The 22,680-nt window shown below is 61.9% G+C and carries 18 protein-coding genes and 1 pseudogene; 8 read left to right on the forward strand and 11 right to left on the reverse strand.

Features of this window, described 5'->3' with window-relative positions; translation table 11 throughout:
* Positions 1-812: 812 nt before the first annotated feature.
* Together VOM14_RS25365 and VOM14_RS25370 are read right to left on the reverse strand one after the other, a co-directional pair.
* Positions 813-1,865 (reverse strand): phage portal protein, encoded by a 1,053-nt coding sequence (locus VOM14_RS25365; protein ID WP_327631505.1) that lies wholly within the window; start codon positions 1,863-1,865, stop codon positions 813-815.
* Positions 1,862-2,257, reverse strand: a pseudogene (locus VOM14_RS25370) (phage terminase large subunit family protein); the annotation flags it as partial. The pseudogene VOM14_RS25370 and the gene VOM14_RS25365, both read right to left, overlap by 4 nt.
* Positions 2,258-2,551: 294 nt before the next feature.
* Between VOM14_RS25370 and VOM14_RS25375 the strand changes: the two are divergent.
* The 4 genes from VOM14_RS25375 (at position 2,552) to VOM14_RS25390 (ending at position 7,701) form a co-directional block, all read left to right on the forward strand.
* The gene (locus VOM14_RS25375; protein ID WP_327631506.1) at positions 2,552-4,798 is read left to right on the forward strand and encodes a TonB-dependent receptor; all 2,247 of its coding nucleotides are present in this window, start codon (positions 2,552-2,554) and stop codon (positions 4,796-4,798) included.
* A gap of 93 nt (positions 4,799-4,891) precedes the next feature.
* Entirely contained in the window at positions 4,892-5,578 is a 687-nt protein-coding gene (locus tag VOM14_RS25380) for a Fe2+-dependent dioxygenase (protein ID WP_327631507.1), read from the forward strand.
* Between the two features lie 318 nt (positions 5,579-5,896).
* Positions 5,897-6,550 carry a peroxiredoxin gene (locus VOM14_RS25385; protein ID WP_327631508.1) on the forward strand — a complete coding sequence of 218 codons (654 nt, stop codon included), beginning with the start codon at positions 5,897-5,899 and terminating at the stop codon, positions 6,548-6,550.
* 80 nt (positions 6,551-6,630) lie between these two features.
* Complete coding sequence (locus tag VOM14_RS25390; RefSeq protein ID WP_327631530.1) at positions 6,631-7,701, forward strand: rhodanese-like domain-containing protein; 1,071 nt, start codon at positions 6,631-6,633, stop codon at positions 7,699-7,701.
* A 39-nt stretch (positions 7,702-7,740) separates the two neighbouring features.
* Here the strand turns inward: VOM14_RS25390 and VOM14_RS25395 are convergent, their stop codons facing one another.
* The 5 genes from VOM14_RS25395 to cadR form a co-directional block, all read right to left on the reverse strand.
* Complete coding sequence (locus tag VOM14_RS25395; RefSeq protein ID WP_327631509.1) at positions 7,741-8,535, reverse strand: ABC transporter substrate-binding protein; 795 nt, start codon at positions 8,533-8,535, stop codon at positions 7,741-7,743.
* A 115-nt stretch (positions 8,536-8,650) separates the two neighbouring features.
* Positions 8,651-9,805, reverse strand: coding sequence for a pyridoxal phosphate-dependent aminotransferase (locus VOM14_RS25400; protein ID WP_327631510.1), 1,155 nt, complete (start codon positions 9,803-9,805; stop codon positions 8,651-8,653).
* Between the two features lie 301 nt (positions 9,806-10,106).
* A complete protein-coding gene (gene dbpA, locus VOM14_RS25405) occupies positions 10,107-11,510 on the reverse strand; it encodes an ATP-dependent RNA helicase DbpA (protein WP_327631511.1) in 1,404 nt (467 codons plus the stop codon).
* Positions 11,511-11,545: 35 nt separating this feature from the next.
* Positions 11,546-11,746: a hypothetical protein gene (locus VOM14_RS25410; RefSeq protein WP_327631512.1), complete on the reverse strand. Its 201-nt coding sequence runs from the start codon at positions 11,744-11,746 to the stop codon at positions 11,546-11,548.
* Positions 11,747-11,790: 44 nt separating this feature from the next.
* Positions 11,791-12,222: a Cd(II)/Pb(II)-responsive transcriptional regulator gene (gene cadR, locus VOM14_RS25415; RefSeq protein ID WP_327631513.1), complete on the reverse strand. Its 432-nt coding sequence runs from the start codon at positions 12,220-12,222 to the stop codon at positions 11,791-11,793.
* A gap of 79 nt (positions 12,223-12,301) precedes the next feature.
* On the opposite strand from cadR, the gene VOM14_RS25420 reads away from it, so the two are divergent.
* Entirely contained in the window at positions 12,302-14,614 is a 2,313-nt protein-coding gene (locus VOM14_RS25420; RefSeq protein ID WP_327631514.1) for a heavy metal translocating P-type ATPase, read from the forward strand.
* Positions 14,615-14,651: 37 nt separating this feature from the next.
* On the opposite strand, the gene VOM14_RS25425 is transcribed toward VOM14_RS25420, so the two are convergent.
* Positions 14,652-15,674 carry a helix-turn-helix domain-containing protein gene (locus VOM14_RS25425; protein ID WP_327631515.1) on the reverse strand — a complete coding sequence of 341 codons (1,023 nt, stop codon included), beginning with the start codon at positions 15,672-15,674 and terminating at the stop codon, positions 14,652-14,654.
* A gap of 353 nt (positions 15,675-16,027) precedes the next feature.
* On the opposite strand from VOM14_RS25425, the gene adh reads away from it, so the two are divergent.
* Together adh and VOM14_RS25435 are read left to right on the forward strand one after the other, a co-directional pair.
* Complete coding sequence (gene adh, locus VOM14_RS25430; RefSeq protein ID WP_327631516.1) at positions 16,028-17,548, forward strand: aldehyde dehydrogenase; 1,521 nt, start codon at positions 16,028-16,030, stop codon at positions 17,546-17,548.
* A gap of 73 nt (positions 17,549-17,621) precedes the next feature.
* The gene (locus VOM14_RS25435; protein ID WP_327631517.1) at positions 17,622-18,017 is read left to right on the forward strand and encodes a DUF779 domain-containing protein; all 396 of its coding nucleotides are present in this window, start codon (positions 17,622-17,624) and stop codon (positions 18,015-18,017) included.
* 8 nt (positions 18,018-18,025) lie between these two features.
* On the opposite strand, the gene eutC is transcribed toward VOM14_RS25435, so the two are convergent.
* Genes eutC through eat form a run of 3 tightly spaced genes read right to left on the reverse strand, consistent with a single transcriptional unit; the run spans position 18,026 to position 21,667 of the window.
* A complete protein-coding gene (eutC, locus tag VOM14_RS25440; protein WP_327631518.1) occupies positions 18,026-18,823 on the reverse strand; it encodes an ethanolamine ammonia-lyase subunit EutC in 798 nt (265 codons plus the stop codon).
* Positions 18,820-20,214 carry an ethanolamine ammonia-lyase subunit EutB gene (locus VOM14_RS25445; protein ID WP_327631519.1) on the reverse strand — a complete coding sequence of 465 codons (1,395 nt, stop codon included), beginning with the start codon at positions 20,212-20,214 and terminating at the stop codon, positions 18,820-18,822. The genes eutC and VOM14_RS25445 overlap by 4 nt, the downstream gene beginning before the upstream one ends.
* A gap of 49 nt (positions 20,215-20,263) precedes the next feature.
* Positions 20,264-21,667 carry an ethanolamine permease gene (gene eat / locus VOM14_RS25450; protein ID WP_327631520.1) on the reverse strand — a complete coding sequence of 468 codons (1,404 nt, stop codon included), beginning with the start codon at positions 21,665-21,667 and terminating at the stop codon, positions 20,264-20,266.
* A gap of 326 nt (positions 21,668-21,993) precedes the next feature.
* Here eat and VOM14_RS25455 point away from each other — a divergent pair, with 326 nt between their 5' ends.
* Complete coding sequence (locus tag VOM14_RS25455) at positions 21,994-22,476, forward strand: AraC family transcriptional regulator (protein ID WP_327631521.1); 483 nt, start codon at positions 21,994-21,996, stop codon at positions 22,474-22,476.
* The last annotated feature ends 204 nt before the right edge of the window (positions 22,477-22,680 follow it).

The following is a 22,680-nucleotide window of genomic DNA, read 5'->3' on the forward strand; positions in this document are numbered from 1 at the left end:
CGAGCGCCTAATAAGGGGGCTCAAATTTTGGAGATGCCGAGCACCGCTCAGCGGCTGCGCACAAAAATCGAGCAGAGCGAAGCGGAATTGCTTCAACGCGTTCTTCGGCGGGCGCGATTCTTTTAGAACAAAGTGAGGCCGCCGATGCGGCCTCATTTGCGTTAGGCCAGATACAAAGATCAATCGCCACACCGTCCACCGTTTCGTGCCTGCCCGTAACCTGTCGCACCTTCTGTTGTTAGGGCTGCGATACATACCCCCTATCAAATCTCGCCTCGTAAGTTATTTGGCCAAGGTTGAATCGCCACAGCGGCTGTCGCTCATAAAGCGCTAGCTTCAGAATTTGTAACGCTCCCCCCTCGTGGGACCACAAAGATCGCTGATAACGACAGTAGGCAGTAGCCTTCGGTCATCAGCAATAGGTTTGAAGTCCTCGCACAGCGTCGCTTTTCTATTGACCATTTCCCACTGGTCGCACAACGCTCTCCCGACAAAAGAAAGATGCACACTGGAGCGTAGCGTCTAGCCCGTGCATCACATCGCATCACCTCACCGCAGCCACCAAGGTCCGAAACCCCGGGTGACAAGGCTCCGGAGTTGGAGCGGACGATTGCATCAAAAGCAGCCACTTTAGAGAACGTCAGGCGGGGAGGGGGACTGCGTTTTAAAACGCGCGCCGGCTCGTAAAAACGCGCAGAGGCGATTGGACGCCGTACGCCGGTCTTGGCCGGGCCGGCCGCCTCGCGCCCCTCTGCGCCCCGGCAACTCAATTCCAGCGTCGCAGTGGGCCGGATTTCGGACGCGAGCGCCGCTCACGTTTTCTTGGCGTCGGCCCCATCGACGACATACGGGTTGAATCTCACGACCTCCTCCCCGGCCCACTCATTGAACGACATGAACTGAGCCTGTAGCGGCTCGATCTCGTTGCGGCCGAACACGCGCGCCGCAGTGTCAGCAGCACCAAAGCCACCGGTATTGCTCGGCACGATCCCCAGCAACTGCGGCGGCACACGATGCGCCGCGAGCAAATCATCGCGCGTAATGTTCTTGATGTTGAAGAACTCATCTTTCGCGGCCACCTCCGACACCGGAATCAACTGCATACCGTCCTTGTTTCCGCCTGGCGCGTAATAGAACAGGTTGCGGAAATTGCCCGGCCCCTTGGCGCTTTTCAACGCCTCGCGCAGCGCGTCAATGTCGCCTTGGCCAGCCTTGTCATCGGTGAGGTACAGGATGAAGCCGGCATGGCTCCCGTTCTCGTAATACCGCCGGCGAAAGAGCGTCGACGACTCGTTGAGCATCGCGGCGTGCAACGAGCCCAAATATTCCGGCAGGCCATAGATTTCCTGATTCACGTCCGGCTCCAGCAGATGCTGGACCGTGCCAGTTTCGAACTCGTGAACGGTTGACCACCCATTCGTCTGCACGTAGTTCATCAGATCGGCACACCGGCGCACATACTTTGCCGGCGCCGGGTCGTAGCGCAAAACACCGCCGAGCCGATTCTTTACCGCCACCTGATAGCCATTGCCGAAAATCATGAAGTCGAGCGCCCAGCGTCGAAACGAGTCACGGCTCATCAACCGGTGAGGAATGAACGTCGACGCAAGCACGTTGCGCTTGAAGTAGATCGCCGATGCGTGATGCGTTCCCGATCTGAACACCTTGGACAAGCCCGCCCAGCTCACCGGCGGCTCATACCACCCGTTGATCGTCACCAGTTCGGCATAGTCCAGAATCTCGGCGCGGCTCATCACCGGCATCGCCTCGCCGAACGTGAATGCCGTCGATTGCGCGGGCCGCGATGCATCAGCCTGCACCGTTGTTGCAGCAGAGTACGGCTGCCGCGTCTTTGCTTTCTTCATGAATAGATCTCCACTAATCCTGTGTTACGCGCCGTCGTGCCTTCCAGCGGCTCATTCGATATCGCATGCAGGACAGCCCATGCGAGGTCCGCGTGACCCGTCTCCTCGCTTCGGCCGGCCTCGTAGGTGACGTGCCGGCCGCTCGCCGTCACCGTCTTTTTGATTGCCATGAAAGCCGCCGCCATGTCGGTCCAGCCGGCGTCGAACTGCAAGCGTGCATTTCCGACCACGGACAAGCCTTTGAGCACCAGCCGGCCTTTGACCTCTGGCGAGTAGTTGAACGCGACGACGCGCGGGAAAAACTGCTTCACGAGCTGATACACACCCTGGCCGATGCCCGTCGTATCGATCGCCATGTACGTGACGTGGTGACGCCGCCGCGCTTCGGCCACTGCGTGCCGCGCGAGACACCAGCGGCACGTCAAGCGCAAGTGTCGTTTTGCCGATCGCCTGCTGCGGCCGTTCATCCCACAAAACGCGCCCTCCCCGTTCACTCGTCCCTCGAAAAATACCAAACCGTAACAAATTATTGCGAACGGTTATCCTTCGTGTAATGATATTGATTCTCATTTGAGAAGTAGACGATGGATCCATCGCCGGTCGCGTCCGACAGTCCGCTGTCACCGCATCAACGAGCCATGGCGTCCGTCGAATCAGAACAATAGCGACAACGACAGGGTATCGAGATGTTCCAAAACACGCCTCTCGCGGCGGCCGTTCTGGTCGCGTTCGCGACGCCGCTTTACGCTCAAACGACCGCACAGACAACCGCACAGACGACCACGCCCGCGGCTGCCGCCCAACCTGCGTCGTCGGCTTCCGCTACCGGCAAGACCGCGTCAAGCCAGTCGCCCGAAAGCGCAACCTTGCCCGCCGTCAGCGTGACGGGCGAAAGCGCGCCGCCGGAATTCGCGCGAGACGTGTCGAGCGTCGGCGCGAAAGTGCCCACGGCGCTGCGCGACATTCCGCAAGCCGCTGTCGTGGTGCCCAAGGCCGTGCTGCAATCGCAGGCCGCAAGCTCCTTCACCGACGCGCTGCGCAACGTGCCCGGCATCACGATCGGCGCGGCGGAAGGCGGCCAGATCGGCAACAACATCAACCTGCGCGGCTTCTCGGCGCGCACCGATATTTACCTCGACGGCTTCCGCGATCGCGGCCAGTACTATCGCGACACGTTCAACCTCGAATCGATCGACGTGCTGTACGGCCCGTCGTCGCTGTACTTCGGGCGAGGCTCGACGGGCGGCGTGATCAACCAGGTCAGCAAGCAGCCGACGCTCAAGCCCCGCGCCGACGTCTCCGTGCAGGCCGGCACGCACGACCGCTATCGCACGACCGTCGACCTCGACACGCCGATCACCTCGACCTCCGCGTTGCGCATCAACGCGTTTGGCCAGGACCTGGGTTCGTCGCGCGACGTGATGAAGAGCAAGGACTACGGCGTCGCGCCCGAGGTGAAATTCGGCATCGGCACGCCGACGGAAATCACCCTGTCCGCGCTGATCCAGCACAACCGCGATCAGCCCGACTACGGCATCCCGCCGCTGAACGGCCATCCGGCGCCCGTCGATCGGGGCACGTTCTACGGCTTCACCGACGACCGCACGATCCAGGACGTGCAAACGCTCAATGCGCGCATCGAACACCGCTTCAACGACAACCTGAAGCTGCGCAACCAGACCCAATTCAGCCACTACAGCACGGAAGCCCGCGCGACGAACGCGGCATCGGTGCTGACCGGTCCGCTGCCGACGTCGACGGCCCTGAGCAACGGCAACTTCACGACGATCGACCCGTCGCGGCTATTCGTGAAGCTGCAAGGCAAAGACCGCAACATCAACGACCACTCGGTCTACAACTCGACGGACATCCAGGCGAAATTCAACACCGGCTTCATCAGGCACGAAGTGGTGGCCGGCGTCGATCTGAGTCACGAAACGTACAGCAACCAGAGCTTCACGACGACCACGCCGGGCTTGCCGTCGAACACCATTGCCATCGTGCCGCTCGTCGATCCGTCCTACACGACGCGTCCGTCGAATGCGAAGACCGTCGCCACGAACCTCGCGGAATCGAGCGCGAACGGCATCGGCGTCTATGCGAACGACACGGTTTCCATCGGCGAACACTGGAAGGTCGTGGGCGGCCTGCGCTGGGACCGCTATGAGGCGTCGATTCACAACTCGATCAACGCGCCTTCCTACGCGACGCAAACGAACTACTTCACGAGCGTGCGCGGCGGCGTCATCTGGCAACCGACCGACTGGCAGTCTTACTACGTCTCATACGGCACGTCGTTCAATCCGTCGCTCGAAGCGCTGACTCTGACGAACAACACGCAAAATCTCGCGCCGGAGCACAACAAATCGTACGAAGTCGGCGCGAAATGGGATCTGCTGGGCGGCGGTCTCTCCGTCACGCAATCGCTTTTCAACATCGAAAAGACGAATGCGCGCACGCTGAATGCGGACGGCAGCTACACGCTCGACGGTGACATCCGCGTGCGCGGCTATCAGCTCGGCGTCGCGGGCCACATCACGGACAAGTGGCAAGTGTTCGGCGGCTATACCTACATGGACGCAACGATCCTGAAGGCGCTCGACGGCACCGCCGGCAAAACGCCCGCGAACACGCCGCGCAACATGGTGACGCTGTGGACCACCTATGCCTTCACGCCGCATTGGGAAATCGGCGGCGGCCCGATTTACACGTCGTCGCGCTACGCCGCGAACAATAACTTCGTGCAGGTCGGCGGCTATACGCGCTGGGATGCGATGGCCGCGTATCACGCGAAAAAGTACGACGTCCAGTTCAACGTGCTGAATCTGACGGACAAGAAGTACTACGACGCGCTGATTCCGTCCGATGGCGGGCGCGCGGTGCCGGGCTACGGCCGCACCTTCCTCGCGACGTTAAACTATCGCTTCTTCTGATCGCCGCGCCGCGATCGGCGCCACGCACGCCGCGCGCTTGCTCGCTGCGATCTCGCAGCGGCCAGGCGCGCGGTTTCGCAGGAAAGTCCAACGATGATTGTCTCGATCCCCAACGTATTCAGTCCCGCCGACGCCGCCGCGATACGCGCGCACCTGGAGGCGTCCGCCGACGCGTGGGTGGACGGCCGCGCGACGGCCGGCTATCAAGGCGCGCCCGTCAAGCGCAACCAGCAGATCGCGGAAGGCTCGCCGATCGCGCTGGACATCGGCGAGCGGATCATCGCGGCGCTCGAACGGCATCCGCTTTTTATCAGCGCGGTGCTGCCGAACAAGGTGTATCCGCCGCTCTTCAACCGTTATGAAGGCGGCATGCATTTCGGCAGTCATGTCGACGGCGCGATTCGCCTCGTGCCCGGCAGCGGCGCGCGCGTGCGCACCGACGTGTCGATCACGCTGTTTCTCACGCCGCCCGACGAATACGACGGCGGCGAACTGCTGATCGAAGATACGTTCGGCGTGCAGGAAGTGAAGCTGCCCGCCGGCCACGCGATTGTTTATCCCGGCACGAGCCTGCACCAGGTGCGGCCGGTCACGCGCGGCGCGCGCGTGTCGAGCTTCTTCTGGGCACAAAGCCTCGTGCGCGACGATACGCAACGCGCGATGCTGTTCGACCTCGACGGCGCGATCCAGCGTTTGAACGCGTCGAACGCAGACGACGCCGCGCGCCGCACGCTCGTCGGCTGTTATCACAACCTGCTGCGCATGTGGGGCGAGACGTAGGGAGCGAGACCTAGCCGCGTTGCGCGGCAAGCGTACCGCCGCGGCGGATTAGCCCTGCATGCTGGCTAGAGCGGCGCGCATTTTTGTCCTACGCTTTAAGCGCGACGCGTGGCGCATTCGTCTTTTCCGCACCACAGCAATCCGCCGGCATGCCGCGGATTCGCCGCGTCCGCAGGGTCCTCCCGCGCAACAAGCAATCCAACGGCCGGAGGCTTAACGTGAGTCAAGCAATCGCCTGATCGAGACATCAGGCAACCCGGGGATCGCCGCTCCGCGAACCGGCGCCCCTGCCCCGGCGCACTCTCATGGAGGATGACGATGTCGATTCGACTTGGAGAAGAAGCTCCCGATTTCACTGCCGACACCACCGAAGGCTCGCTCCATTTTCACGAATGGATAGGCAACCAGTGGGTCATTCTGTTTTCCCATCCGAAGGATTTCACGCCTGTCTGCACCACGGAACTCGGCTATATGGCCGGCCTCAAGCCGGAGTTCGAAAAGCGCAACACGAAAATTATCGGCCTGAGCGTCGACCCGGTCAGCGACCACGAGAAGTGGGTGAAAGATATCGAAGAGACGCAGGGACACGCGGTCAACTATCCGCTCATCGGCGACGCGGATCTGAAGGTCGCGAAGCTCTACGACATGATTCACCCGAACGCGAGCGGCGGCACGCGCACCGCGGCGGACAATGCGACCGTGCGTTCGGTGTTCATCATCGGGCCGGATAAGAAGGTCAAGGCCATGCTCGTGTATCCAATGAGTGCCGGGCGCAATTTCGACGAAGTGCTGCGTCTGCTCGACTCGCTGCAATTGAACGCGAAACATGCGGTGGCGACGCCGGTGAACTGGAAGCCGGGCGACGACGTCATCATTCCGACTTCCGTGTCGAATGAAGATGCCGCGAAGAAATACCCGGAAGGGTTCAAAACGCTGAAGCCTTATCTGCGGACCGTTGCGCAGCCGCGCTGAGCTTTGCGCTGCACCGAAGCCGGGCGCGACACGCGCCCGGTTTTCTTTCCTGACGGTGCGCGTCACGGAGACAAATCGTGCTGATCTTTCGGCAACTCATCGACCCGCAATCGTCCACCTACACCTATCTTCTCGCCGATAGCGCAACGCGCGAAGCGATCCTGATCGATCCGGTATTCGAGCAGGTGCGCCGCGATACTGCGCTGATCGAAGAACTCGGGCTGTGCCTGCTTTATACGATCGACACGCACGTGCACGCCGATCACGTGACCGGCGCATGGATGCTCAAACGGCGCACGGGAAGTGCCATCGCGATATCCGCGGCCAGTGGCGCGGAAGGCGCGGACCGCTATCTGACCCAGGGCGAACGCTGCGAGTTCGGCACGCGCTACCTCGAAGTGCGCGCGACGCCGGGCCATACCGACGGCTGCATCAGTCTCGCGCTCGACGACGGCACCATGATGTTCACCGGCGATTGCCTGTTGATCAGAGGCACGGGGCGCACCGACTTCCAGCACGGCGACGCCCGCGCGATGTTCCGCGCCATTCACAGCCAGATTTTCAGTCAGCCCGACACGTGCCTGCTTTATCCGGCGCACGACTATCGCGGCTTGACGGTCACGAGCGTCGGCGAAGAGCGGCGCTTCAATCCGCGCCTCGGCGGTGAATTGTGCGAAGACGATTTCGTCGGTTATGTGACGAACTTGAGGTTGCCGCATCCGAAGCAGATCGACATCGCGGTGCCGGCGAATCTCAAATGCGGCGTCGCGGCAAGCGACCCGACGCAATCGGTCGAACCCGATTGGGCGCCGCTCGTGTACACCTTCGCGGGCATCTGGGAAATCGGCCCGCAATGGCTCGAAGACAACCTTCGCGCCGTTCAGTTGATCGACGTGCGCGAGCCCGACGAGTTCGACGGACCGCTCGGCCGGATTCCCGCTGCGCGGCTCATTTCATTGGGCGATCTCGCCGGGCGCATCGCCGAACTCACGAAGGAGCGCCCGATTGTGACGGTGTGCCGCGCGGGCGGCCGTTCTGCCCAAGCCACGGTGATACTGCGGCAAGCGGGATTCGACGAAGTCGCGAATCTCGCGGGCGGCATGCTGCGTTGGCGCGCGGAAGGCCGCATCGTGGAAAACGCGGGCATGTAGCCCTCGCCCGCGCATGCTGCAGTAACGAACCGAAAGCGGTTACTTCGCGGAAACGTCGATATTGCCGAGGTATTTCTCCGCGAGCGTCTTCACCGTGCCGTCGGCCTGGACCTTCGCAATCGCCGCGTTCAGGCGCTCACGCAGCGCCGTATCGCCCTTGCGGATGCCGTACGCAATGCCGCTGCCGAGAATCTTGTCGTCGCGCACCGGCTGGCCGACGAACGCATAGTCCTTGCCATTCGGCTTCGAGAGAAAGCCGGTTTGTCCCGCGGGCGCCAGCACGAGCGTTGCATCGAGGCGGCCCGCGACGAGGTCCGCATAGACCTGGTTCTGATCCTGATACGACACGACGGTGACGCCGGCCGGCTCCCAATGCGTCTTTGCGAACGTCTCCTGAATCGACGCCTGCAACACGCCCACGCGCTTGCCCTTCAGCGCCTCGGGCGTCGGCAGCAAACCGCTGTCGCGCTTCGCGATCAGTTGCGTCGGCACGCGATACACGACCGTGGTGAAATCGATCGTTTGACGCCGTTGCTCGGTCGCGTTCATCGCCGAATTGATCGCGTCGAATTTGCGGCCCTGTAGCGCGGGAATCAAACCGTCAAAGGACGTTTCGACCCACTTGCACGTCATATGCGCGGCGACGCACACCGCTTTGCCGACATCGACGTCGAGACCTTGCAACTCGCCATTCGGGCCTTTGGATTCGAACGGCGGATACTGCGCTTCGAGCCCGAAGCGCAGCGTCGATGTATCGGCCGCAACGGCAGCAGACGATGCCGCCACCGATGCGAATGCGCAGGCCAGCGCCAATAGAGGCTTGAGCAGTTTCATAGCAGGTCCCTTTCCCTTTGATATCGTTGTAATCGCAACATGTCGCGTGCGAATGAGCAGCGACGCGACGATCATACTGCGTTCAAAATGCCGTGGCCGCGCGTGCGCGCGCCCTTCAGATCGCGCACAAACGCCGCGCGCCTTCGACGAGTGTCGCGTCGTCCTTCGAAAAGCTCAGACGAATCAAGCCTGAATCCGTGCCGTCGGTGTAAAACGCGGACAGCGGAATGGTGGCGACGCGCGCATCGCGAATCAGGCGCAACACGAAATCGCTGTCACTTTCCTCGGAGAATCCGCGAAAGCGCGCGAGCATGAAGAAACTGCCCTCGCTCGGCAACAACTCGAAGCGCGACTCGCGCAGCGCATGCGCGAGCAGATCGCGCTTTCGCTCATAGAACGCCGACAAACCGAGGTAGCTTTCGCGATTGGCCAAGGCATCGGCGAACGCGTACTGCATCGGCGTATCGGCGGAAAACACCATGAATTGATGGACTTTGCGGATCTCGTTCATCAGCTCGGCCGGCGCGAGGCAATAGCCGACGCGCCAGCCCGTGACGTGATACGACTTGCCGAACGACGACACGATCACGCTGCGTTCCGCGAGTTCGCTGTGGCGCGCCATGCTCTCGTGCTTCGCGCCGTCGAACACCACGTGTTCGTAGACTTCGTCGGAAAGGATCACGATGTCCGTGTCGCGCGTGATCGCTCTCAGGCGCGCGATGTCGGTCTCGCTGAACACGGTCGCGGTCGGATTGTGCGGCGTGTTGATGATGATCATGCGAGTCTTCGGCGTGATCGCGGCGGCGACCTCGTCCCAGTTCACACGAAAATCGTCCAGTGAAAGTTTGATGGCGACAGGCGTGGCGCCTTGCAGCCGGACGATCGGTCCGTAGCTGTCGAACGAAGGCTCGAAGTAAATGACTTCGTCGCCGGGATGCACGAGCGCGCTGATCGTCGAATAAAGACCCTCGCTCGCGCTCGCGATCACGGTCACTTCGCTCAGCGGGTCGTAGCGCACGCCGTACAGCGTTTGCACCTTGTCGGCGAGCGCTTCGCGCAGCGCGGCGATGCCGGCCATCGGCGCGTACTGGTTGTGGCCCGCGCGCATGGCTTGCGCGACGCCGTCGACCAGCTTCGCATCCGGCGCGAAATTCGGCGCGCCTTGCGAGAGGTTCAACGCATCGTGTTGCGCGGCCAGTTGACCGATCACGGTGAAAATCGTCGTGCCGACGTCCGGCAGTTTCGAGCGTGCTTGCATCGCGCTCTGCATAAGGCTTCTCCCTTTCTTCATCCGGCAGCGGATTCGCGGACGCCGTTTGCGCGGACGTCCATTCCGGTTGAGTGATTAGGCATCAGCCAAAGAACTGTCACAATCGAAACTTTGTCATGCGCCGCATGCGTTTCTTTCATGGCTCGCGCGAACGGGTGCGGCGGTGGGCGAAGCCGGCAGCGTGCGGACTTGCAGCGAACAGAGAAGCGCGCGAAGGCGCGGGGACATGCTGCGGGTATGACGAAACGTGATGGAGCCGGCGAAAGCCGCATGCGCAGCCTTCGCCGTCTGCATTGCGCTATCAGGCGTCGTCCATCAGACGGACTTTGACCTTCTTGCCTTTCATCTTGCCGGCGCTCAGCTTGCGGACCGCCTCGCGCGCGATGCTGCGTTCGACCGCCACATAGGTCGACATCTCGGTCACGTTGATCTTGCCGATCTGCGAACCGGCGAAACCCGCCTCGCCGGTCAGCGCGCCGAGCACATCGCCGGGACGGATTTTTTCCTTGCGGCCGCCGAGAATCTGCAGCGTTTCCATGGGCGGCAAAAGCGGTTCATTGCTGTCCGCCGCGAGTTCCGACAGCTTGTGCCATTCGACCTCGCGCTTTTGCGCCTGCTCCAGACTGCCGACGCGGCCCATTTCGTTCATGCTCGCGAGACTGAGCGCCCAGCCTTCCTGATCGGCGCGGCCCGTGCGGCCGATACGATGCACGTGCACTTCCGGGTCCGGCGTCACGTCCACGTTGATCACCGCTTCGAGTTGCGCGATGTCGAGACCGCGTGCGGCGACGTCGGTGGCGACCAGCACCGAGCAACTGCGGTTCGCGAACTGGATCAGCACCTGATCGCGTTCGCGCTGATCGAGTTCGCCATGCAGCGCGAGCGCATGAAAACCTTGCGCGCGCAATACGTCGAGCAGATCGCGGCACTGCTGCTTGGTGTTGCAGAACGCCAGCGTGCTCACCGGACGATAGTGGTTCAGCAACTGGCCAACCGCATGCAAGCGCTCGTCTTCCGTCACTTCATAGAAGCGCTGACGGATCTTCGTATTGTCGTGCCGCTCGGCCAGCTTCACTTCTTTCGGATTCCGGAGGAATTGCTGACTCAGCTTGACGATGCCTTCGGGATACGTCGCCGAAAAAAGCAGCGTTTGCCGCTCTTTCGGACATTGCCTGACGACCGTGGCGATATCGTCGAAGAAACCCATGTCGAGCATGCGGTCCGCTTCGTCGAGCACGAGCGTGTTGAGCGACTGCAACGGCAGACTGCCGCGTTCGAGGTGATCCATGATGCGGCCCGGCGTGCCGACCACGATATGCGCGCCGTGTTCGAGACTCGCGGTTTGCGGACGCATCGGCGTGCCGCCGCACAAGGTCAGCACCTTGATGTTTTCCTCGGCGCGCGCGAGACGGCGGATTTCCTGCGTGACCTGATCGGCGAGTTCGCGCGTCGGACAAAGCACCATTGCCTGCACGGCGAAGTTGCGTGCGTCGAGACGGGCAAGCAGTGCGAGCGAAAACGCCGCGGTCTTGCCGCTGCCGGTTTTCGCCTGCGCGATCAGATCGTGGCCGGCGAGCGCGATAGGCAGACTCGCGGCTTGAATCGGCGTCATCTCGACATAGCCGAGTTGCGTGAGATTCGCGAGCGCGGCGGCGGGCAGCGGCAACTGGCTAAACGGCGCGCCGGCGGTGGTGGGACTATTCATGAGGTAATGGCTCGTTATCGGCTGAACGCAAAGGACTACTCGGCCATCGGGCCGGGCGAGGGACGGCCTTCCATCTGCTCGTAGAGCACGGAGCCGTCGTCGCCTTCGAAATGCTCGACGTAATTGCGCGCGCCGCACATCGGGCAACGGAACAGCAAGCCCTGTCCCTCGTTCTTGATGACGACGTCCGACTGCTCCCACTGCGCGCCGCAGGACTGATTTCTACATGTAAACACGTTACTTCTCCAACTGGATTCGGTGATTAAGTCGACTGGCCGCTTCAACCAAGATGCGTGTGACGCGCACGCGGCGCGCTCACATCCATCTCGGCGAGACCCTGCACGATGCCGCAATCTTCGACGGCCTGTTCGCCGTGACATTGCTCGCGCAGTGTGGTGAGTTGCGCCTTGAGTTGCTGCAGTTCGTCGATGCGCGTATCGACGTGCGCAATGTGCTCGTCGATCAGATCGTTGATGCCGCCGCAACCGTTAGCCGGCGCGTCCGTCAGACTCAGCAGCGCGCGGATTTCGTCGTGCGTCATGTCGAGCGCGCGGCAATTGCGAATGAAGCGCAGCCGCTCGACATGCTTCGCGGTATAGCTGCGGTAATTGGCTTCGGTGCGCTCCGCCTCGGGCAACAGCCCTTCCTTCTCGTAGAAACGGATGGTTTCGGTCGTGCAATGGGCGATTTTCGCCAGTTCGCCGATTTTCATGGACCCTCCCGACAGCGGTCTTGACCTTGTAGTGGCTTCAAGGTGTTTACTAGACCACAAATCCTAAGAGGAAGCCACCATGCCGCACGCCAGCGAGGCGAACGCCGACCGCCGCGAAGAACTCGAAACCCGTGCCGACGGGCATCACAGGCATGCTCATGCACACGCTCATGCGGGCGCGAGCCGCTGCTGCGCGTCGGCTCATTCGCCCGCGCCCGTGCAAATGCAGTTGCCGCCATCCGAAGCGGCAGGCGGCGACGTGCGCACCGCGATTCGCATCATGCAGATGGATTGCCCCACGGAAGAGGCGCTGATCCGCACAAAATTCAGCCGCATGACGGACGTGCGCAGCATGGAGTTCAACCTGATGCAGCGCGTGCTGACCGTCGTGCACGCGCCCGGCGCGCTCGACTCGATTCTCGCCGCGCTTCGTTCACTCGACTTCTCGCCCGAAGTGGCCGAGGCCGGTTCGCCTGGCTCGCCCGGCTCGGCCAACTCGTCGACTGCCGCGCAACAGCTTCCGCAAGCCGCGCCCAAACCTTGGTGGCCGCTCGCCGTCGCGGGCGTCGCCGCGGCGGCTTCAGAGGCCGCAGGCTGGCTCGGCGCACCGCCCTGGATGCCAGCAGGTCTCGCGATCCTCGCGATCGCCTCCTGCGGCCTGACGACGTACCGCAAGGGCTGGCTCGCCCTCCGCAACGGCAATCTCAACATCAACGCGCTGATGAGCATCGCGGTGACGGGCGCGCTGCTGCTGCGCCAATGGCCCGAAGCGGCGATGGTGATGGTGCTCTTCACCGTCGCCGAACTGATCGAGGCGAAATCGCTCGACCGTGCCCGCCACGCGATTCAAGGACTGATGCGACTCACGCCCGAACAGGCGAGCGTGCAACAGCCCGATGGCGAATGGCGGCTCACCGACCTCGGCATGATCGCGCCCGGCGCGCGGGTTCGCGTGAAGCCGGGCGAGCGGATCGCGCTCGATGGCGATATCGTCGCCGGACGTTCGAGCGTGGATCAGGCGCCCATCACGGGAGAAAGTCTGCCGGTCGACAAGACTGTGGGCGACGCCGTGTTCGCCGGCACGATCAACCAGGCCGGCTCGTTCGACTATCGCGTGACGGCCGCAGCGAACCACACCACGCTCGCGCGCATCATTCACGCCGTGGAGGAAGCGCAGGCCACGAAAGCCCCGACGCAACGCTTCGTCGATCGGTTCGCGCGCGTGTATACGCCGCTGGTATTCGCCGTCGCGCTCGTGGTGGCGCTCGTGCCGCCGCTCTTCTTCGGCGGAATGTGGCAAGCGTGGATTTACAAGGCGCTGGTGATGCTGGTGATTGCGTGTCCGTGCGCGCTGGTGATTTCCACGCCGGTCACGATTGTCAGCGGTCTCGCGGCGGCCGCGCGCAAAGGCATTCTGATCAAGGGCGGCGCTTACCTCGAACAAGGCCGCAAGCTGAGCCGCCTTGCGCTCGACAAAACCGGCACGATCACGCACGGCAAACCCGTGCAAACCGAATTCGCCTTATTCGCCGATGCCGATGCCGATGCCGCGCGTTGCCGCACGCTCGCCGCAAGTCTCGCGGCGCGCTCGGACCATCCTGTCTCGATGGCGATTGCCAGCGCGGCGAAAAACGACGGCGTGGCGAACGTCACGGTCGATTCGTTCGAAGCGCTCGCAGGACGCGGTATTCGCGCAGAGATAGACGGCGCGCGATACTGGCTCGGCAATCATCGGCTCGTCGAAGAACTCGGACGCTGCTCGCCTTCGCTCGAAGCGCGGCTCGACGCGCTCGAACGCGAAGGCAAAACCGTCGTACTGCTGATCGACGCGCAACGCGTGCTCGCGCTGTTCGCCGTCGCGGATACCGTGAAGGAGACGAGCCGCGCGGCCATTGCCGAATTGCACCGCGCGGGCGTCGGCACGGCCATGCTCACCGGCGACAATCCGCACACGGCTGCGGCCATCGCGCAGCATGTCGGTATCGACGAAGCGCGCGGCAATCAGTTGCCGCAGGACAAGCTGGATGCCATCGCGCAGTGGTCCGCAGACGGCGCGACTGTCGGCATGGTCGGCGACGGCATTAACGACGCGCCCGCGCTTGCGCGCGCCGACATCGGCTTCGCGATGGGCGCAATGGGCACCGGCACCGCGATCGAAACCGCCGACGTCGCCCTGATGGACGACGACTTGCGCAAGATCCCGCTCTTCATCCGTCTTTCGAAAGCGACGCATTCGGTGCTGGTGCAGAACATTGCGCTCGCGCTCGGCATCAAGAGCGTGTTCCTGGTGTTGACCCTGATGGGCCTCGGCACGATGTGGATGGCCGTGTTCGCCGATGTCGGCGCGAGTCTCATCGTGGTGGCGAACGGCTTGCGTCTGCTGCGCAAGTAGTTCGCGCGCACAGCGCCCTGAGCCAGCGCTGAGTTGGCTAATGCGCGCCGCGCGCGGCCTTTAACGTATCGGAAGGGCGCATGCCGAAGAGCTTGCGGTAATCGGTTGCAAACTGGCTCATGTGCCAGAAACCCCACGCCGCCGCCACATCTTGCACCGAACGCGATTCACACGATGCGTTGCCCAGATCGCGCCGCGCGCCATTCAGACGAATCGCGCGAACATAGGTGGCGGGCGCCATGCCGAGCACATCCTGAAAGCAGTATTGCAACGTTCGCCGGCTCACATGCAAACGCTCGCACAGCTCCGGCACGCTGAGCGCGCGATCGCGATTGGCAAGCACATAATCGCGCGCCTCCGACACGATCGACTGGCGCCGCGCGCGCGAAGGCATCGCGGGCGGTTCCGCGGCGGGCAACGCGCCCACGTCGAACAGCGACGCGAGCACCGACGCCTGCAAGCTGTTGCGCGCGCATGACGACAACGGTGCAGCGTTTGCCGCGCCGGCTTCGAGAAGCTCACGCAGCGAAGCGCACAAACGCTCCTTGCGCGCCGTGCCGATCGGCACGACGTGAGTGTCCGGCCATTGTTCGGCGAGACCGACGCGCTCCACTTGCGCCGCGTAACGGCGCAGCACGTCGCCCTTCACGACCACGCCGAAAATCTCGTAACCCGAAGAGGTCAGCAATTCGAACTCGATGCCGCCTGGGCGAAATGCGAGTGCATCGCTTGTAATTGGCTGCGCGTCGATGCGCCCAGATCCCTCGCGACAGGTCGGAATGCCGAACCAGTAGGCGTCTTTCTGCACTTCGCATGTCTGCCGCAACGTGTGGCTGGTCGTTTCGACGAACACCTGCATGTGATCCAGACACAACTCCGTCAGACCGCCGACAAAACTGCCGGCGGTCAACTGGTCGTAGGTCTGATGCCAGCCATGAAGATTGCGCGCCTGTTCGTCCGCGTCGTGAGCGACACGGGTATGCACGCGGAAGCTCGGCTGCGGCGCGAGCGTCGGACTCGCGAGAGCGGCCGCGCTCCTGCCGGTGATTTCGATTGTCATGGCGCATCCGCAATGGAATATCGAACAGGAAGACGAGGCAAGTCCCATGCCGATGTTATCCGCTTTCCTCGCGCGCCATTGGCTTCGATGCGCGCCTCGCGTCTGTTCAATTCGTGAACAGCAACAACCGCGTTGATCAAAAACGACGCGCCTCGCGCGGACGATTCCATCGACTCCGCGCGCGATGCAGTGCGCCAGTGCTTGTACCGCGTGCACGGCTCACCACGCAGGTGCATTGGCACACTTCTGGCTCTACGGTGTCGCGGCCGGTTTCAACGGATTGCAAGCGAGCGCACTATCGCGCCGACTAGCGCGCCGACCATCGCGCATTCAAACATGTGAGGAGCACACAGATGAATCACGCAGAGATGCAGTTTCTGACGACCGAATTCCCATACAAAAAGCAGTATGCGAATTTTATCGGTGGCGAATGGGTGAAGCCCGCTGGTGGCGAGTACTTCGACAACGTTTCTCCGATCACAGGCGAGCCGTTCACCTCCATTCCGCGTTCGCGTGAAGCCGATATCGAACTCGCACTCGACGCGGCGCATCGCGCGAAAACCTCATGGGGCAAGACCTCCACGACCGATCGCGCGAATATTCTGAATCGCATTGCCGATCGCATGGAAGCGAATCTCCAGCGTCTCGCGATTGCTGAAACGATCGACAACGGCAAGCCGCTGCGCGAAACGATGGCCGCGGACATTCCGCTTGCCATCGACCACTTCCGCTATTTCGCCGGCGCCGTGCGCGCACAGGAAGGCGCCATCTCCGAGATCGACGATGACACGGTGGCCTATCACTTTCACGAGCCGCTTGGCGTAGTCGGCCAGATCATCCCGTGGAATTTCCCGATTCTCATGGCGGTTTGGAAGCTCGCGCCCGCGCTCGCCGCCGGCAATTGTGTGGTGCTCAAACCGGCGGAGCAAACGCCTGCATCGATTCTCGTGCTGGTCGAATTGATTCAGGACCTGCTGCCCGCGGGCGTGCTGAACGTGGTGAACGGTTTCGGCCTTGAAGCCGGCAAGCCGCTCGCGTCAAGCAAGCGCATCGCGAAGATCGCCTTCACCGGCGAGACCACGACCGGCCGTCTGATCATGCAGTACGCGAGCCAGAACATCATTCCGGTCACACTCGAACTCGGAGGCAAGAGTCCGAACATTTTCTTCGCCGACGTGATGAGTCAGGACGACAGCTATTTCGACAAGGCACTCGAAGGCTTTGCGATGTTCGCGCTGAATCAGGGCGAAGTGTGCACGTGCCCGTCGCGTGTATTGATCGATGAAAAGATCTACGACCGTTTCATGGAACGTGCATTGAAGCGCGTGGCGGCGATCACACAAGGCCATCCGCTCGACACGAAAACGATGATCGGCGCGCAGGCTTCGCAGGAACAGTTGGAGAAGATTCTCTCGTATGTGGATCTCGGCAAGCAGGAAGGCGCCGAGTGTCTGATCGGCGGCGAACGCAACACGTTGAGCGGCGAGTTGAGCAAGGGCTACTACGTGAAGCCGACTGTATTTCGCGGCCACAACAAGATGCGCATCTTCCAGGAGGAAATCTTCGGGCCGGTGGTGTCCGTCACCACGTTCAAGACCGAAGAAGAAGCGCTCGACATCGCCAACGACACGCTCTACGGTCTGGGCGCGGGCGTCTGGACGCGCGACGGCACACGCGCCTATCGCTTCGGCCGGCAAATCCAGGCAGGACGCGTGTGGACCAACTGCTATCACGCGTATCCGGCGCATGCGGCGTTTGGCGGCTACAAGCAGTCGGGCATTGGCCGCGAGAATCACAAGATGATGCTCGACCATTATCAGCAGACCAAGAACCTGCTCGTCAGCTATAGCGAGAAGCCACTCGGTTTCTTCTAAGCATTAAAAACCTAGCGATTCTGCTGAAGCGGGCCGCATAACGCGGCTCGCTCTATTTCCGCGAGGGCATGTGATGGCCGACGAAAAAGAAGTAGCTCGCGTAATTGCAACTGCCGCCGCAATCGAATTGATCGACACCTTGCGCGCTGAACATGGCGAGGTGCTGTTTCATCAATCCGGCGGATGCTGCGACGGCAGCGCGCCGATGATGTTTCCTCAAGGCGAATTCATGGTCGGCTCGTCCGACGTCAAGCTCGGCACGATTGCAGGCGTGCCGTTTTATATGAGCGATTCACAGTTCGAGTACTGGCGGCACACGCAGCTGATCATCGACGTGGTGCCTGGCAACGGCGGCATGTTTTCGCTCGAACGTCCGAGCGGAATGCGCTTCCTCACGCGCTCCCGTCTTTTCAACGACGACGAAAACGCGTGGCTCGGAACACATCCAGTGCAACGAGCCGATGCGTGATTGACCGTCTAGATCGCGCTTGTATCTGAGTCGCCGCTAATTTCGGGCGCGGCCGGCGTGACTGGCAGCAGGGCGTCGCTATCGTCTTTCAGTCCCACGCCGGTCAAACCCAAACGCCTCGCGTGCGTAAGCAGATAGTGCAGCTTGTGCGCGGCCAACGGATAGTCGAGTCCTTCGGGACGCACGTTGGAAATGCAATTGCGTTGCGCGTCGCTACAGCCCACTTTCGGCGCATACGTGACGTAGATGCCGAGGCTATCCGGTGAACTCAAACCAGGCCGTTCGCCGATCAGCATCACCACGAGCTGCGCGTGCAGCAACTCGCCGATTTCGTCGCCGAGCGCAACGCGCGCTTGCCGTGCAACGACGACAGGCCCGATCTTCCAGTCCGCGAGTTGTGGCGTGACGGCTTGCAGCAGTGGAACAGCCTGCCTGGATGCAGCGAAAGCTGAAAGCCCGTCGCCGATCACGAACACGACGTCGGGCGTTTCGTCGGATAGGCGCGCCAGCGCGCTTCGGCTGTCTTCCGCCAGACGCCGGCCAAGATCGGGACGGCGCAAGTAATGCTCGCGGTCGGGCGCGGCGCTATGCACGTCGAGCGTGTTGAAGTTTTGCGCGCGCAGTTGCTCGTGCAATGCATCGGCATCGAGCGGATGATGCACGGCGTCGCGAGCTTGCGCATGCGAGAGATTGAACGCGAGCAGCGGCGCGGTGGGCAAGCTGTTGCCCGCGCGTCCCAATGCAATGCGCGCGTTGGTGAACTGACGCAACGCATTCCATGGGTTCTTTTCGAGGAAGTCGCTCATGCGATACCCATCCAGTCGCGCGCGCCTTCGAGCAGCGGCTGTTGCGTCGATGCGCTCAGCAATGAGCCGCGCGCGTCGGCGATCTGCATCGACTCAAGCCATTCTTCGAACTCCGGAGCACGGCGCAAACCGAGCACGTCGCGAACATAAAGCGCGTCGTGAAAGGACGTGCTTTGGTAGTTGAGCATGACATCGTCCGCGCCCGGAATGCCCATGATGAAGTTGATGCCCGCCACGCCGAGCAGCGTGAGCAGATTGTCCATGTCGTCCTGATCGGCTTCCGCGTGATTCGTGTAGCAGATATCGCAACCCATCGGCACACCGAGCAGCTTGCCGCAGAAGTGATCTTCGAGACCGGCGCGCGTGATCTGTTTGCCGTCGTACAGATATTCCGGGCCGATGAAACCCACCACCGTATTCACAAGAAACGGATTGAACTTGCGCGCGACCGCATAGGCGCGCACTTCGCAAGTCTGTTGATCGACGCCGAAATGCGCGTCGGCGGACAGCGCGCTGCCCTGCCCGGTTTCGAAGTACATCAGGTTGCTGCCGACCGTGCCGCGTTTCAGCGACAACCCCGCTTCATAGGCCTCCTGAAGCAGCGCGAGCGAAATGCCGAAGCCCGCGTTTGCTTTCTCCGTGCCCGCAATCGACTGAAACACGAGATCGACCGGCGCGCCTTTTTCGATTGCGGCAATCGTATTGGTGACGTGCGTGAGCACGCAGGATTGCGTCGGCACCTGATAGCGCTGGCGGAACTCGTCGATCATCAGCAGCAGTCTGGTGATGGCGGCAAGATTGTCGCTGGCCGGATTGATGCCGATCATCGCGTCGCCGCAGCCGTACATGAGGCCGTCGAGCATCGAGGCGGCGATACCTTTGACATCGTCGGTCGGATGATTGGGTTGCAGACGCACGGACAGGTGTCCCGGCAATCCGACCGTGTTGCGAAAGCGCGTAATCACCGGACGTTTGCGCGCCGCCGCGATCAGATCCTGATTGCGCATCAGCTTCGACACCGCCGCGACCATTTCGGGCGTGAGTCCCGCGGCGATCCGCGTGAGCGCGTCCGCGTCGGTCGTGGTGCTCAATAGCCAGTTGCGAAAATCGCCCACCGTCAGGTGCGAAATCTCGGCGAACGCTTGCGGTGAATGATCGTCGATCACCAGCCGCGTGACTTCGTCGTTCTCGTACGGGATGAGCGCTTCGTTCAGGAAAGTGCGCAGCGGCACTTGCGCGAGCGCCATTTTCGCAGCGACGCGTTCTTCCTCGCTCGCCGCCGCGACGCCCGCGAGCTGATCGCCGGAACGTTGCGGGCTCGCCTTCGCCATGAGTGTCTTCAGATCGGCAAAGCGATAAGCGCGGCTGCCGATTGTCTCCGTATAGCTCATTTTTACGACTCCAACGCCGCTACGCGCGCAGCGGCTTCATTCGTGTCCATCATTCTTCGAGCAACGCGTCCGATGGCGCGGCTTCGCGTTGATGGCGCGTCAACAGGAAATAGACGTAGCCCAGCGCGAGAAAAATGGCGAACACGATTGCCACCAGAAAGTTGAAGTACACCATTGTCGCCAGACAGATCGCCGCGGCCACGAGCGCGAAAGCCGGGAACAGCGGAAAGAGCGGCGCGCGAAACGGGCGCTCCATATCCGGCTCGGCGCGACGCAGCCTGAAAAGCGACAACATGCTGATGATATACATCACGATAGCGCCAAACACGGACATCGTCACGATGTTCGCCGTGAGCGTCTGGCCGCCGAACTGAATCAGCTCGTCGCTGTAAATCGCCGCGATGCCGACCGCGCCGCCCGCGAGAATCGCGCGATGCGGCGTCTTGAAGCGCGGATGCACTTTCGACAGCCACTCCGGCAGATAGCCCGCGCGAGCGAGCGCGAAAATCTGCCGCGAATACCCGAGGATGATCCCGTGAAACGACGCGACGAGACCGAACAGGCCAAGCCACACGAGCATGTGCATCCATCCGCTATGTTCGCCGACAATGAACTTCATGGCTTGCGGCAGCGGGTCGTTGATGTTCGACAGCCTGGTCCAGTCGCCCGCCGCGCCCGCAAACACCATCACGCCGATGGCGAGCACGACCAGCGTGAGAATGCCGGCGACGTAGGCGATCGGAATCGAGCGCTTCGGGTTCTTCGCCTCTTCAGCGGCCATGGCGACGCCTTCAATCGCGAGGAAAAACCAGATCGCGAACGGAATCGCCGCGAACATGCCGTGAAAGGAGCCCATACTGAACGTGTCCGCGCCGGCCCAACCGCCCTTCGTGAAATGCGACCACTGGAAGCCGGGCGACACGACGCCCATGAACACGAGCAATTCGAAAATCGCGAGCAACGTCACGCATAGCTCGAAAGCAGCCGCAATCTGCACACCGACGATATTCAACGCCATGAACACGAGATACGCGCCCATCGCCGCGTGTTTCGGTTCGAGCGCGGGAAATTGCACGTGCAAATAGGCGCCGATGGCGAGTGCGATTGCCAGTGGCGCGAACACGAATTCAACGAGCGTCGCCGCGCCCGCCAGATAACCGCCGGCCGGGCCGAACGCGTGGCGCGCATAAGCGAACGGGCCGCCCGCGTGCGGAATCGACGTTGTGAGTTCGGTAAAACTGAAAATGAACGTGGTGTACATCGCGGCAATAAAAATCGCCGTGACGACGAAGCCGAGCGTACCCGCACTCGCCCAGCCATAGCTCCAGCCGAAGTATTCGCCGGAGATCACGAGGCCGACTGCGATTCCCCAAAGCTGCCATGTGCCGAGTGTCTGCTTCAACTCGTGATGCGTGACTTTGCCGACGTGCTGACGGGTGGACTCTGATTTCATCGGACGCTCCCTGAGGTTGCCGCCCGCTCGACGCCGCAACGCTTTGTAGTGCGCGGACGGGCGGGCAGGCTTTCGCCGATGGTATTGAGCCATTATTCGAGGTGTTATCGAAATTCGGCAAAGTTGGGGCGGTGCGTTTGGGATGGAAGGGTTTGTCGGTGAGCGCTTAACTGGTTTTGCTCGACCTCCATTGCAGATTCGCGGGATACAGTAGTCTGCAATCTATTTCCCGCACGTTTCGCGCGACGTTCGGCATGCCGCCTGCGCAGTATCGCAAGCAAGGTACACATAGCCGGTATCGTCCGGCGCTTTCTGGAGGCAATCAAATGAGCACGCGTGAAGTGATGATCCGTCATGTCGAGCCGATGGAAATTTTGTCGGTCGATCACGTTGGACCGTATATGCAGATTGGCAAGGCATTCGATGCGCTATTCGGCTGGCTGGCAACACACAATCTTCTCGCCGCGAATATGCGCATGGTCGGTGTTTTCTACGACGATCCGGGCGTGGTGCAAGAGCATGCTTTGCGCTCGAAAGCGGGCGTGCTGTTACCGCACCCTCTTCAGACGGCGGTGACGGTGAGTCCGCCCGTTTCTGTCGCGCGTGTAAAGGGCGGCGAGTATGCGGTGTTGCGGCACAAGGGGCCGTATAGCGATATGCGCGCGGCTTATCAGTGGCTGTACGGGACGTGGCTGGTGCAGTCGGGTCGCGAAGCCGCGGATGCACCAGCGTTCGAGGAGTATCTGAATAGCCCCAAGGAGACAGCACCTGCGGAATTGCTGACGGAGATCTGTTTACCGCTGGCTTGATGGACGATGCGCGTTTACGCGGCGAGCCTGGTGGATGCGTCTCTGGTTTTTATAGTCTTTGTATATGTATACGTAGTAATAGTTAAGGAAGGTCTGCACAACCCGCTTTGGAAGCGTTACCTTTGACATCCAGCGCAGCCTCGGCGCTCAGATCGTTGTTAGTGAGTTGACCACCTGGGTTTTTCCGCAAGCCGGAGCGCTTCA

The organism is Paraburkholderia sp. MPAMCS5 (assembly GCF_036016995.1).
Lineage (GTDB): Bacteria > Pseudomonadota > Gammaproteobacteria > Burkholderiales > Burkholderiaceae > Paraburkholderia.